Below are 11,947 nucleotides of genomic sequence, written 5' to 3' on the forward strand. Positions count from 1 at the left end.
AGTATCTCACGGAATCCAGCTGGTATCGGCAATCTTCAGCTACGTCGGACGGGCAAGCCTGGGCGCCTGCCCTGACGGCACCGGCAGATCACAGGCAACTCCCGAACCTGTTCTTGTGACCCGTTGAACCCATTCAACCGAATCTTGCGCTCACGACGCAGCCCGCCGCTCAGGGCAGGACCTTCCCCGGGTTCATGATCCCCTTCGGGTCCAGCGCCGCCTTGATCTGCCGCATCACGCCGAGCGCCACCGGGTTCTTCCGGCGCCGCATCGAGGCGAGTTTCGACTTGCCGATCCCGTGCTCGGCCGAAAACGACCCGCCGAGCGACAGCGCCAGGTCCTCGACCTCCTCGAGCACCCGGTCGAGCAGGTCCGGGTCGTCGCGCGAGGGCCGGGCGGTGTAGTGGATGTTGCCGTCGCCGAGATGCGAGACGCAGAGCGCCTCCATCCGTTCGTCGAGCGCCCGGAGCCGCGGCGCGACCTTGTCAAGAAAGACCTGCACCCGGTCGAGCGGCACGCAGACATCTGTGTTGACGAAGGGCGGGTTCTCCAGCGCCACCTCGGCGTTGCGCTCGCGGCGCTGCCACATCTCCGCCCGCTGCGCCTCGTTCTGCGCCACCACCGCGTCGAGCACCGCCTCCTCCTCCAGCATCCCGCCGAGGACTTCCTCGAGATAGCTCACCACCGGGATGGACCCATCGTCATCCGGCGTTGCATCGCGCGGGGCGGTGGCGCCGATCTCGACGAGGATATTGACCTCGTAGGTCTCCTCGAAGGGCGGGCGCATGTCGTCGTAATGCCCGACGATGGTCTCCAGGGTCCGCCCGTCCATGTATTCGAACGCCTCGACTGCGCCGCCGGTGGCCTCCTGAAGCCGGTTGAGCAGGGTCAGCGCGTCGGCGAGCGACGGCACCGCGACCATCGCGGTGGCATAGGCGGCGGGCTTCGGGAAAAGCTTGAAGGTGGCGGCGGTGATGATGCCGAGCGTGCCCTCGGCGCCGATGAAGAGGTCCTTGAGGTCGTAGCCGGAATTGTCCTTGTGCAGTGCCGCCATCAGGTCGAGCACCTCGCCCGAGGGCAGTACGACCTCGATCCCGAGGCAGAGCGCGCGCGTGGAGCCGTAGCGGACAACGTTCGAGCCGCCCGCATTGGTCGCGAGGGTGCCGCCAAGCGTCGCCGAGCCACGGGCGCCGAATGTCAGCGGGAAGGCGAGTCCGTGGGACTCCGCCGCCGCATGCATCGCGTCGAGAACGACCCCGGCCTCGACCACCGCGACGCGGGCCTCGGGCCGGATCTCGCGGATGGCGTTCATCCGCTCCAGCGAGACCGCCAGCGCGCCCTCGCTATAGGTGCCGCCACACAGCCCGGTATTGCCGCCGACCGGCACGATCGCCGTGCCGCTCTCCGCCGCCGCGCTGACCACCGCGGCGACCTCGCCGGTGTTCGCCGGCCGCACCACGGCCAGCGGCACGCCGGAATAGACGCCGGTCCAGTCGGTGGCGAAACGTGCGGTGTCGGAGCCGGTCAGGACGTGGGACGGCCCCACGATGTCGCGGAGCGTGTCGATCAGGCTCATGTCATCCTCAGTGTATGCGGTCGAGAAGGGTCTCGACCCGGGGGCCGAGCGCGTCCACGATGCGGGATACACCCTCAGCGCTCGGGTGCAACCCGTCCGGCTGGAGATATGGCGTCGCAGCCGCCGGCTCCGCCGCGCCTTCGAGTCCTTCGAAGAAGCTCGGCGCAAGGAGCGCGCCAAACTCGGCGGCAAGCTCGGGATGGATTGCGTCGAACGCCGCCTTGTAGTCCGGCCCGTAATTTCCCGGCGCCTGCATGCCGACGAGCAGCACCTCGACGTCCGCCGCTTGCGCCGCCTCGAGGATACCGTGCAGGTTGGCGCGGGAAGCGGCTGGATCTATGCCGCGCAGCAGGTCATTGCCGCCCAGTGCGACGATCAGCCCATCCACCTCGTCCGTGAGTGTCCAGGCTGCGCGGGACAGCCCGCCCGCCGTCGTGTCTCCGGACACACCCGCGTTGATCAGCGTCACGTCGTGGCCGCGCGCCCGCAGCCATGCCTCGAGCTGAGGCACGAATCCCTCTTCCTGCGGCAGGCCGTAGCCCTGCGTGAGGCTGTCGCCGAGCGCCGCGATCGTCACCGGATCGGCCATCGCCGGCAGCGGCAGCAGCAGCGTCAGGCCGAGCGCCGCCTTGCGCGCGAGCGCGATCGCCCCATATGCAAGCCGGTGAAGACGGAAGGAGAGTGCCGCCATGGCAGACCCGATCCTGTCCCTCAGGGACGTCACCCTGGCGCTGGAGGGCAATGCCGGCCGGATCGAGATCCTGCATGGGATCTCCCTCGACGTGGCCGAAGGTGAAACTCTGGGGCTGGTGGGGCCGAGCGGGTCCGGCAAGTCGTCCCTCCTGATGATCATGGGTGGGCTGGAGCGCGCCACGTCGGGCCGGGTCGGCGCCGCAGGGCATGACCTCTCGGCGATGGGCGAGGACGCGCTGGCCCGGTTTCGTCGCAATCATATGGGAGTGGTGTTCCAGAGCTTCCACCTTATTCCGACGATGACGGCGCTCGAAAATGTCGCAACCCCGCTGGAACTCGCGGGCCGCGCTGACGCCTTCGAGCGCGCGGCCGAGGAGCTCGAGGCGGTCGGGCTCGGCGCGCGGATGGACCATTACCCGGCGCAGCTCTCGGGCGGCGAGCAGCAGCGCGTGGCGCTGGCCCGCGCCGCGGCGCCACGACCGAAGATCCTGCTTGCGGACGAGCCTACGGGGAATCTCGACGGCGCGACGGGCGATGTCATCATGGACCTGCTGTTTGCCCTGCGCGACCGACACGGGGCGACTCTGGTGCTGGTGACCCACGCGCCGGAGCTTACAAAACGCTGCGACCGGGTGGTGCGCCTGGTCGACGGACGGGTCGACAGAGCGGCCGCGGAGGCGGCGGAATGAGCCTTCCCGTCGCTGCCCGGATCGCCCGGCGCGAGCTGCGTGGCGGGCTCCGTGGCTTCTGGGTCTTCCTCGCCTGCCTTGCACTTGGGGTCGCGGCCATCGCCGCCGTTGGCACCGTGCGCGCCGGCATCGAGGCCGGACTCGCGCGCGAAGGCGCGGTGCTGCTCGGCGGCGATGCCGAGATGACCTTCACCTATCGCTACGCAGACGAGGCGGAGCGGGCGTGGATGGAAGAGAATGCCATCACGGTCTCCGAAGTGGTGGATTTCCGCTCCATGGCCGTTGTCGGCGAGGAGCGGGCGCTGACCCAGGTCAAGGGCGTGGACGGCGCCTACCCGATCTATGGCACGGTGGCGCTCGATCCGGAGATGCCGCTGGAGGCGGCGCTTGGCGACCGGGACGGTCTGCCCGGCGGGGTGATGGAGCGGGTGCTGGCGGACCGGCTGGGGCTGGCTGCCGGGGACATCTTCCGGCTCGGGACGCAAGACTTCCGCCTCGCGGCAGTGATCGAGCGCGAGCCCGACGATGCCGGCGACGGTTTCGGCCTCGGGCCGCGCACGCTGGTTCTGAAGGAGGCGCTGGCGGGGTCGTCCCTGCTCGAGCCGGGCACGCTCTTCGAGACGCGCTACCGGCTGCAACTGCCCGACGGGGCGAACATAGAGGCCGCCAAGACCGAGGCGCGGGCGCTCTTCCGCGATCAGGGGATGCGCTGGCGCGACGCGCGCAACGGTGCACCTGGTGTCGCTGCCTTCGTCGAGCGACTGGGTTCCTTCCTCGTTCTCGTCGGGCTGGCCGGGCTCGCGGTGGGCGGGGTCGGCGTGTCGGCGGCGGTCAGGGCCTATCTCGAGGGCAAGCGCGAGGTGATCGCCACGCTGAAGACGCTCGGTGCCGAGAGCCGGACGATCTTCGCCGCCTACCTGATGCAGATCGGCGCGCTGGCCGCGCTCGGCATCGTGCTCGGGCTGGCGCTCGGCGCGGCGCTTCCCCTGCTCTTTGCGCCCGTCATCGAGGCGCAACTGCCGCTACCCGCCGCGTTCGGCCTCTATCCCGGCCCGCTCGCCGAAGCCGCGCTCTACGGGCTGCTGACGGCGCTCCTCTTCACCCTCTGGCCGCTCGCCCGCACCGAGGAGGTGCGTGCCGCCACGCTCTTCCGCGACGCCGTCGCCGGTCGTTTCGGCCTGCCGCGTGCCCGCTATCTCGCCGCCACCGCCGCGCTGCTTGCCGCGCTGGTCGGGTTCGCGAGCTGGTTCTCCGGGGTGCCGGAGCTTGCGCTCTACGCATCGGCCGGCGTTGCCGGGTCGCTCCTGCTGCTGGTCCTCGCCGCGGGCGGGATCCGCGCGCTCGCCCGCCGCCTCGCCCGCGCTCGTCTCGTCCGCGGGCGGACAGCGTTGCGCCTCGCCTTCGGCGCGGTCGGCGGCCCCGGGGGCGAAGCGGTCTCGGTGGTCCTCTCGCTCGGTCTCGGGCTCACTGTCCTGGCGAGCGTCGGACAGATCGACGCCAATCTGCGCAGCGCCATCGCCCGCGACCTGCCTGATGTCGCACCGTCCTATTTCGTCGTCGACATCCAGCCCGACCAACTCGCGGGCTTCCTCGAGCGCGTCGAGGGCGACCCCGAGGTCTCCCGCGTCGACACCGCACCGATGCTCCGCGGCATCATAACCCGGATCAACGGCGTTCCGGCCCGAGAAGCCGTTGGCGACCATTGGGTGCTCAACGGCGACCGCGGCGTGACCTATGCTGCCCAGCCTGACGAGCGCACCACCGTGACCGCGGGCGAGTGGTGGCCCGAGGACTACACTGGCCCGCCACAGGTGAGCTTCGCCGCCGAGGAAGCGGAGGAGATGGGGCTCAAACTCGGCGACGCACTGACCGTCAACATTCTCGGCCGCGACATCACGGCCGAGATCACCTCCTTCCGAGAGGTCGACTTCTCGACCGCGGGGATCGGCTTCATCCTGTCGATGAACCCGGCCGCGCTGGCGGGCGCGCCGCACAGCCACATCGCCACGATCTATGCGGCGCCGGAGGCAGAGGCGGCGATCCTCCGCGACCTCGCGAAAGCCTATCCCAACATTACGGCGATCCGGGTGCGCGACGCGATCGACCGGGTGAGCGAGGTGCTCGCCGGCATCGCCGCAGCGATCACCTATGGCGCGGCGGCGACGTTGGTCACCGGCATCGTCGTGCTGATCGGCGCCGCGGCCGCGGGCGAGCGGACGCGGATCTTCGAGGCGGCGGTCCTGAAGACGGTGGGCGCGCTGCGCCGGCAGATCCTGCTCTATTTCGCCATCCGGTCGGCCCTGCTCGGTGCGGCCGCCGGTCTTGTCGCGATCCTCTGCGGCGGGCTCGCCGGCTGGGCAGTGACGACCTTCGTTATGGAGACAGATTTCGCCTTCGAGCCGGTCTCGGCCATCGCCATCGTCACCGGCGGCGTGCTGGCCACGCTGCTCGCCGGTCTCGCTTTTGCCTGGCGACCGCTGGCGGCGCGCCCGGCGCAGGTGCTGCGCGCGCGGGAGTAAATCCGAGGCCCTAGCGACGATGCGCGACGGCCAGCCGACCCGCGAGATAGTCCGCATAGCTCTGCGCCTGCGCGTCGCCTTCGGAAAGCTCCGGCAGGGGCGCAACAGGCGCATCGGGCGCCGGATCGAAATGGAAGCTGACCGCGCGCCGCCGCACGCCAGGCAGGACCACGCGGTGCGGCGTGGCGACATAGGCGCCCGCGCTCCATACCGCGAGTACGTCGCCCACGAGAATCAGGAAACTGCCCTGCTCCGGCTTCACCTCGATCCACGTGCCATTCCGAAGCTGAACTTCGAGCCCGGGCACATCGTCGGTCAGCAACAGCGAAAGCGCGCCGAAATCGGAATGCACCCCGGCGCCCGTCTCGCCGTCGCGCCCTGTGCCGGGCGGGTATGTGATCAGGCGAAGCGTGGCCAGCGGATCGGTGAAGAGCGGTTCGAAATAGTCTTCCCGGAGGCCAAGGTCGAGCGCGATGGCGCGGTGCAGCGAGGTCCCGAGCGCCAGCATCGCATTGAAATAGTCCAGCATCGTCTCGCGGAAGCCGGGTATCTGCGGCCAGGGGGTCTCACCGCGGAAGGGCTGGCCAGTGAGCACGCGGGAATCGCCCGGCGGCAGTTCCAGACCGATATTGAAGCCCTCGCGACGCTCCAGCACGTTGGTCCCGTTGCTCAGGCGCTCCGAACCACTCCGTACCCAGCCGCGATTGTGCCGGCCGGGGCGCATCGAGAGGGTGCGCTTCTCCGCTTCAGTCAGCTCAAAGACACGGTCGGCCTGGGAGAAGACCTCTGCGATGAGGGCGGGATCGATCCCGTGGTTGCAAAGGCGCGCAATGCCGGCATCGCGCAGGGCCCTCGACACGTCCTGCAGCACTCCGTCCCGCTCCGAATCCACAGAAAAGCGCTGCCAGTCCAGCCTGGGGATCATGTTGCCTCCCGTTTCGCCCATCCGAACGGTCCCCTTTCGGCGGAATGGAATCAAGGGAGTATCTTGGCTCATGGCAATCTACCGCAGCATGTCCGGCGGCAGGCGGGCGCTTCCGCTCGACCGTGCCCTGCGCTATGAGGCCGCCATGCCGTTTACTTTGCCCGCCCTCTCCTCGCCGCTCGCAATGCCCTTCGACACGGTGATCGACGTGCGCTCGCCGGACGAGTTCGCCGAGGACCACCTGCCCGGTGCGATCTCCCTGCCAGTGCTCGACAACGAGGAGCGCGCGGTGGTCGGCACGATCTACAAGCAGGAGAGCCCGTTCAAGGCGCGAAAGCTCGGCGCGGCGCTGCTGGCGCGGAACGCGGCGCGGCATCTGGAAGGGCCGCTGGCGGCGATGGAGGGCGGCTGGCAGCCGCTGGTCTATTGCTGGCGCGGCGGGCAGCGCTCGAACGCATTTGCAACGATCCTCGCCCAGGTCGGATGGCGCACAGAGGTGCTCGCGGGCGGTTACCAGAGCTACCGCCGCGCAGTGGTCGCCCGGCTCTACGAGGAGGACCTGCCACATCGATTCGTGCTGATCGATGGCGACACCGGCACGGCCAAGACCGAGATCCTGCACAAGGTCGCCGCGCGCGGCGGGCAGTGTCTCGACCTCGAGGGCCTCGCCAATCACCGCGGCTCGGTGCTGGGCCCCCGCCCGGGGGGCCAGCCAAGCCAGAAGATGCTGGAGAGCCGGCTCGTCGCAGCGCTGGCCGCCCTTGACCCGGCCCGTCCTGTGCTGGTGGAGGCCGAAAGCTCGAAAGTGGGCGACCTGCTCGTGCCGCCGGCAGTCTGGAAGGCGATGCGCGCCGCACCACGGGTGCGCGTGCAGGCAAGCGTCGAGGACCGCGCCCGCTACCTTGCCCGTGCCTATGCCGATATCTGCGCCGACCCTGAGGCGCTGAAGGACATCCTGTCTCTGCTGGTTCGGTTGCAGGGTCGCGAACGGGTCGACACCTGGAAGGGGATGGTGGAGGCCGGCGACTTCGAGACGCTGGCGCATGACCTCATCACCCGGCACTACGACTCGCGCTATGCCAAGTCGCGCAGCGCCGCGGGAGAGCCGGCAGTCCGGATGGAGATCGAGCTCGACGCGGCGGGGCTGGAGCGGGCGGCCGACAGGGTTCTGGATGCGGTGCTGCGCCTGCGCGGCTAAGGCTTACCTCGAGTCTCCGGGCGTGGGAAATCGGCGCATGAACCCCCGGTCGATACGGTCCCTCCAGCGCCAGACCCAGCCGCCCGAGACCGCGAGACAGCCACGGTCTGCCAGCGCCACTCTGCCGCCGAGCGACACCAGCTTGAGATAGTCGCTTTGTGGACGGAACGCGCGCGGGTGCCCCTCGCCCAGAGCCGCCCGCAGGTTCTGAAAGAGCACCGGCGCGGCACGCACAGCGTAGACCCCGGCCTTGGGGCGCGGGGCGAAGCCGACATGGGCGCAATCTCCGCATGCGAAGATCGCCGGATCAGTGAGGCTTTGCAGGAGGCGGTCGACCGTGACAAATCCCTCATGGGTTTCGAGCCCGGTCTCCGAGATCCAGCTTCGTGCCCGCGCTCCGGCCGTGCCAAGCACGAAGCTGGCCGCACGGCGCTCCCCGTTGCGAAGGACCACGCCCCCGGCGGTGACCGCGGCGATCTCCGTCTCCTCCTCGAGGAGAATACTCTGCCGCCGCAACCGGTCCAGCAGAGTGGTCCGGCTCCGCCGGCCGACCGAAGCGAGCGCGCGGCCCGACTCGACCAGACGGATCTCCGCCGGCCTGCCAAGCCGTCCGGTCCGGTAGCGCATCGCGAAGGCCAACTCGACGCCCGCCAAGCCGGCACCGATCACACAGATCCGCGGCGCCACCGCGTCGCGCACCAGCGCGTCGCACCAGTTTGACCAGGCAGCCACGAAATCCCCGAGCGGCTTGGCAGGCCTGGCGTGGTCCTGAAAGCCCGGCAAGTCCGGCATGTGCGTGTCGATGCCGATATCGAGCGACAGGAGGTCGTAGGCAATCGCCGGCCCGCCTCCCAGTTCGATCCGCTTTGCCTCCCGGTCGATCCCGGTCGCACGGCCCTCAACGAGGCGCGCCCCCGCGCTGTCCGCCAGCCGCCCGAGATCGATCGTGATCTCGTCCAGCCGGTAGTGGCCGGCGATATGGCCCGGCACCATACCGGAATAATGGGCCAGCCGGCCGGGGTTGATCAGGGTGAGCCGGACGCCCGGCAGGGGGCGCTCCCGCCACAGCCGCAGCAGCAGCGCGTGGCTGTGTCCGCCGCCGACCAGGACGAGGTGACGTGTCGTTGCAGAAGATGACGCCATGCCGGACTCCGGGGCCCGGAGCAACAGAACCACTAACGCGGCCTCGGGTAAAGGTCACCAGATCTCGCGGCGTCACGTTGAACGGGAAGGTTTCCCTCTTGACGCCTCCGACCCGCTCGTCTAACTCCCGCCCACGCATTGGGGCGGAGTAGCTCAGCTGGTTAGAGCAGCGGAATCATAATCCGCGTGTCGGGGGTTCAAGTCCCTCCTCCGCTACCAATAAAATCAATAATTTGCACGAAAAACTCGGCGTGCGCGCTCTGCTTTGCGTGCGTTTTTGCGTGCGTTTTTCTGGAAATTCAGACCGGACTTGTCGCCCGTCGTGAACCACAGCTGACAGGTGCTGAACGGTTTATGCGTGCTGCTTTGCCCTACGAGCTCGAATCAAGAGTTCTAGCGCGGTGATAGGCCAAAGGAACTTGATGCTGGTCCGTCAGGTTGACTGTTGGCGCACTGGCTAAGTTGAGCCCCAAAGCCGCTTCTTTAGAGAGTGCTGGGGCCGCAACAGCACGACCGGTCTCGTCAAAAGTCACCAAAAAACCGTCGAAAGCCGCGTCCCAAAGTGCGGAAAGAAGAAATCCATTGAAGACATCGAGGCGCTGGGCATCCGACTCACATACGGACCAAGGGACGATGTGACTGGCGCGAAGTAAACCTGGGTCTGTGATGCCTGTGAGAGGGCATCGGGCCTCCCAGTAGTCCATGAGCGTGGCGCGGAAGGTGTCCTGACCAACACGAAGGCGAACTTTGGCTTCGCGGGTCGTGGCACGAGTGGGGTCGAGGTCCTGACCGGCGGGGCCGGACCAAGTTAATCCCTCGCGCGACAAGGCCTCAGTCAGTGCGTCGCCAGGTGCCGTTGGCAAAGATCGAGCGAGATGCCAAGCGCGGGTGCAGGCGACGGTCGCGGCGGAGAAATCGGGAAGAAGCAGGAGGCCATCGTTGAGATTGCCGATCCCCTCCGCGGCTATGGTGTGCAGGATTACCGGATCGACACGCAAGGCGATGCCGGTGTCTGCGAGTGCAAGGGCGATGGAACCAGGAGCGCGTTCGGCCCGAAGTGTCATCCAAGGCGGACTGTCCAAGGCGGCGTAGTCGGTGCCCTCGGGTTGGACGCGCCAGCCGCTGTCGGCTCCGGCCTTCAGCAGACGGATGCGCTGGTGCGCCGGAGGGTTGGGGTCGAAGATCATGGGGCCTCCGGGGCGGGCAGGTCTACCGCCGCCCAGTCCATGGCGTCCCAGGCCTCAAGAACCAGCCTCTGCGTCCGGTATACACCGTTGTAGCGGCGCTCCTCCTTCTCCTTCAGCACCCGGAAGGTCTCGGAGGGGTAATCGGCGCCCATGACCTCCTTGGGGTCGAGAACATAGCGCAGCTCGTCCCGGGTCAGGCCATAGGCGCGGGCATAGAAGGCATCGAGTTCGGCGCGCAACCGGGCGCGGCGATCATCGTCCCACGGGAAGGGCGGGCCATCATATCCGAGATCGCGGGCAAAGGGGGTCAGCGCATGAGAGGTGTAAGTGAGTTCGAGGACACGGGGGGTGATGTATGCAAGACGTTCGGGGGTGTAGGAATCGGGTGGCATGATCGGGAATTGCTTCACATACCCATACGTTAGATGGGTGCCGCCAATTTTACGCCGAGCAACGAAATCGAGCGTTAGCGAGTCCAGGTTCGCAAGGAGCGCGGCCCAATGAACGACACTGGCGTCAACGAAGTACAGCGGCAGATTGTGTCCAACTGCAGCCCGAGGAAATACCGCAGCGATAGTGGTTCTTTCGTTGACAGTATTTGCTATGTCCCGCCATCCCATCAACCATCCCCGGCTCCAATTCTTTGACCGAAGACGACTATCCACCTCGATTTCTGCGACCCAATATCGCGGTGTAGATTCCCAGCCGGGCCTTCGCTTCTCCTCTTGTGTGGCGTCTCGAGAGGTATCCCGGTCATAGGTAGCCCAACGGTGATCCATTTGATGGATCATCTTAGCCTCATACAGCGGCACCATCCGATTGAGTGCGGGATCAATCCGCAACGAGCGATCGTCAGCACCGCCCTCCAGAGACAGGACGCCCTGATCAGGTCTCCGCGCCCCTTCGTGAGGCACTTCCTCCCTCGGGCGAACCCAGTCGGTTCCCTCGCGCCGCCAGCCGTCCTCTTCAAGCTGTGAGGCAGTACGGAAACAGCTTGAATCCGATGTCATGTTAAACAACCCCTGCCGAAAATCGATCTGCCAAGGATTGCCGTCTGCTTTTCCCTCATCAACCAGCACAGGCACTTGGTCATAAATTTTCGCCGTTAGTTCCGCGTCGCGCCGAGATCGAAATACGGGGGCAGTCCCAGTGTTTGGGTTAATTCGTAGAATCTGTTGGGAGCTCAGTGCAAAAATTCTCCTCGAATCCGAGAGTTGCCCCGGATCTGTAAGGAAAAACGCAAACTGAGTTTCGTTCACCTCGTGAGCCAAGGTCACAAGTGCGAATTTCACACGGTAGTAGACCTCCGGGAATATCCGCTCTCTATTCTCAAAGTCTATTAGGCGAGCCAGTCTTTTTTCGGCGATGAGCCATCTGAAAAACTCTGCTGTGCTGGAATCTGTTGCTATCCCTGTGGGGACAATCAGTCCCGCGCGACCCCATTGGTTTACACCTTGAGCAAAATGCTCTGAGAAAAGGGCGTATGTGTTCACCTTTCCTTTTGCCGATAGATCGAAGCGCCCAGACGCCCGTGCGAAATCATTCGCTGCCTCGCCAAGCCGTTTCTTCAGAGAGAACTCCGCGGACAACGCGGGATCGTCGGTCTCCAGTCTTGCAATTGCGGCCTTCCGGCGCGCGCCAGGAAGCTCCGCAATCTCTGGCCGCCTTGCGGCAAAAAACTCGGTCTCGCTGACCTGTAAAACTTCCCAGGGCGGGTTGCCCAGCATGGCATCGAAGCCTCCCCGCGCCCAGATCGCCGGGAAGGCCATGGGCCAGTGGAAGACATGCGCCTCGGCCGCCGTGTCGGACCAGCCCTGCACCGCGACCGCGTCGGCCTCCCGGTGCAGGATACGGGCGATATCTGCCGTGGTCGGCACCGCCACGCCCTCGTGAGAACGGCAGTGGAATAGTCGACCACGGTAGCGGCGGGGATGTTTCTCGCTGCGGGCGGAGCAAAAGTCGCCCAGTATCGGCCCTTTCTGTTCTGATTTCAGGGGGGCGGGAGCATTTTCACCGT

The 11,947-nt window shown here is 66.9% G+C and carries 8 protein-coding genes, 1 tRNA gene and 1 pseudogene; 4 read left to right on the top strand and 6 right to left on the bottom strand.

Going from position 1 to position 11,947, the window contains the following annotated elements; genetic code table 11:
- Positions 1–169: 169 nt before the first annotated feature.
- Positions 170–1,576: an FAD-binding oxidoreductase gene (locus tag EU800_RS17400; protein ID WP_129634302.1), complete on the bottom strand. Its 1,407-nt coding sequence runs from the start codon at positions 1,574–1,576 to the stop codon at positions 170–172.
- Positions 1,577–1,583: 7 nt separating this feature from the next.
- Entirely contained in the window at positions 1,584–2,267 is a 684-nt protein-coding gene (locus EU800_RS17405) for an arylesterase (protein ID WP_129634303.1), read from the bottom strand.
- On the opposite strand from EU800_RS17405, the gene EU800_RS17410 reads away from it, so the two are divergent.
- Complete coding sequence (locus EU800_RS17410; RefSeq protein WP_129634304.1) at positions 2,266–2,958, top strand: ABC transporter ATP-binding protein; 693 nt, start codon at positions 2,266–2,268, stop codon at positions 2,956–2,958. The two genes, EU800_RS17405 and EU800_RS17410, sit on opposite strands and share 2 nt — an antisense overlap.
- The gene (locus EU800_RS17415; RefSeq protein ID WP_129634305.1) at positions 2,955–5,477 is read left to right on the top strand and encodes an ABC transporter permease; all 2,523 of its coding nucleotides are present in this window, start codon (positions 2,955–2,957) and stop codon (positions 5,475–5,477) included. The genes EU800_RS17410 and EU800_RS17415 overlap by 4 nt, the downstream gene beginning before the upstream one ends.
- A 10-nt stretch (positions 5,478–5,487) precedes the next feature.
- On the opposite strand, the gene EU800_RS17420 is transcribed toward EU800_RS17415, so the two are convergent.
- Positions 5,488–6,402, bottom strand: a complete 915-nt coding sequence (locus EU800_RS17420; protein ID WP_165354715.1) for an isopenicillin N synthase family oxygenase — start codon at positions 6,400–6,402, stop codon at positions 5,488–5,490.
- Positions 6,403–6,472: 70 nt separating this feature from the next.
- Between EU800_RS17420 and mnmH the strand changes: the two genes are divergently transcribed.
- Positions 6,473–7,600 carry a tRNA 2-selenouridine(34) synthase MnmH gene (gene mnmH / locus EU800_RS17425; RefSeq protein WP_371685642.1) on the top strand — a complete coding sequence of 376 codons (1,128 nt, stop codon included), beginning with the start codon at positions 6,473–6,475 and terminating at the stop codon, positions 7,598–7,600.
- A gap of 3 nt (positions 7,601–7,603) precedes the next feature.
- Here the strand turns inward: mnmH and EU800_RS17430 are convergent, their stop codons facing one another.
- Entirely contained in the window at positions 7,604–8,743 is a 1,140-nt protein-coding gene (locus tag EU800_RS17430) for an FAD-dependent oxidoreductase (protein ID WP_129634307.1), read from the bottom strand.
- A gap of 142 nt (positions 8,744–8,885) precedes the next feature.
- Between EU800_RS17430 and EU800_RS17435 the strand changes: the two genes are divergently transcribed.
- A tRNA-Met gene (locus EU800_RS17435) sits at positions 8,886–8,962 on the top strand.
- A gap of 152 nt (positions 8,963–9,114) precedes the next feature.
- On the opposite strand, the gene EU800_RS17440 is transcribed toward EU800_RS17435, so the two are convergent.
- Together EU800_RS17440 and EU800_RS26950 are read right to left on the bottom strand one after the other, a co-directional pair.
- Positions 9,115–9,930: an HNH endonuclease gene (locus tag EU800_RS17440; protein WP_207209933.1), complete on the bottom strand. Its 816-nt coding sequence runs from the start codon at positions 9,928–9,930 to the stop codon at positions 9,115–9,117.
- Positions 9,927–11,947: pseudogene (locus EU800_RS26950) on the bottom strand (hypothetical protein); the annotation flags it as partial. The gene EU800_RS17440 and the pseudogene EU800_RS26950, both read right to left, overlap by 4 nt.

Source organism: Tropicimonas sp. IMCC6043 (genome assembly GCF_004146235.1).
GTDB lineage: Bacteria > Pseudomonadota > Alphaproteobacteria > Rhodobacterales > Rhodobacteraceae > Tropicimonas.